The sequence below is a fragment of the Sphingomonas sp. FW306-1B-B10E genome (assembly GCF_058782005.1).
In genome coordinates this window covers 1-1,455 of the sequence record NZ_JBYSXG010000115.1, presented here as the reverse complement: position 1 = coordinate 1,455, position 1,455 = coordinate 1, and the positions used below count along the sequence as shown (strand labels likewise).

The window sequence follows — 1,455 nt, the reverse complement described above, 5'->3', positions numbered from 1 at the left end:
TGGCGCATTAGATCCTCCCCGTACCGGGGAGGAATGCATGACCGCCCCCGCGATCCATCTGTTCCGCCTGCTCAAATGGGGCCGCATCCTCGCACGTCACGGCGCGCTGCGCGGGATCGAGCGCGACGCCAACACGCCCAGGCCGGTGCGCCGCATCGCCCGCCTCGCCCGCCTGGGCGCACGTGTCCCCAAGACCCCGCGCTACGCCGACGCCTTCCAGGCGATCGGCCCCGCCGCGATCAAGCTCGGCCAGACGCTCGCCACCCGCCCCGATCTGGTCGGCGAGGCCGCGGCGAACGACCTGCTGCGCCTCCAGGATGCGCTCCCGCCGCTCCCCTTCGCAGTGATCCGCGAGCGGATCGAAGCCAGCTACGGCCGCCCGCTCGAGACCGTCTTCGCTTCGATCGAGCAGGACCCGGTCGGCGCCGCCTCGATCGCGCAGGTCCACCGCGCGGTCACCACCGACGGCCGCCAGGTCGCGGTGAAGGTGCTTCGCCCCGGGATCGAGGCCGAGTTCACCCGGGCGATCGGCACCTATGAATGGGCCGCAGCCCAGGTCGAGGGCATGGGCGGCGAGGCCGCGCGCCTTCGACCCCGACTGATCATCGAGCATTTCAAGCGCTGGACGGCGCGCGAGCTCGACTTGCGCCGCGAGGCCGCTTCGGCCTCCGAACTCGCCGAGGGCATGACCGCCGAGCCCGATTTCTACGTGCCCCAGATCGATTGGCAGCGCACCACCGGCAAGGTGCTCACGCTCGAATGGCTCGACGGCATCAAGCTCAGCGACCGCCCCGCGCTGATCGCCGCGGGACACGATACCACTGCGCTCGCCGGCAAGCTGATCCGCGCCTTCCTGCGCCAGGCGATCGCCGAGGGCTTCTTCCACGCCGACATGCATCAGGGGAATCTCTTCGCGCTTCCCGACGGCCGCATCGCCGCGATCGACTTCGGCATCATGGGCCGGATCGACCGCCGCGCGCGCGTCTGGCTGGCCGAGATCCTCTATGGGTTGATCACCGGCAATTATAAGCGCGTCGCCGAAATTCATTTCGAGGCGGGCTATGTCCCCGCGCATCACAATGTCGCCGAGTTTGCCACCGCGCTCCGCGCGGTCGGCGAGCCGATGCGCGGGCTGCCGGTCAAGGACATGTCGGTCGGCGCGATGCTCGACGGGCTGTTCAACATCACGCGCGACTTCGACATGCAGACCCAACCGCACCTCCTCCTCCTCCAGAAGACGATGGTGATGGTCGAGGGCGTGGCGCGCGGGCTCGATCCCGAGATCAACCTGTGGGAAACCTCGGGTCCGTTCGTCGGCGAATGGATCCGCACCGAGCTCGGCCCCGAGGCCGCAGTCGCCGACCGGATCATCAAGGATCTGCGCACCTTCGCGCGGCTCCCCGACCTGATCCGCAACATCGAATTGCGCTATCCCGCCCCGGGCGGGGGGCGCAC

1 protein-coding gene is annotated in these 1,455 nt (G+C 69.3%); it reads left to right on the top strand.

Features of this window, described 5'->3' with window-relative positions:
- Positions 1-37 precede the first annotated feature (37 nt).
- On the top strand, positions 38-1,455 hold a 1,418-nt coding region (gene ubiB, locus AC3WJI_RS21615), incomplete at its 3' end, for a 2-polyprenylphenol 6-hydroxylase (RefSeq protein WP_492759369.1).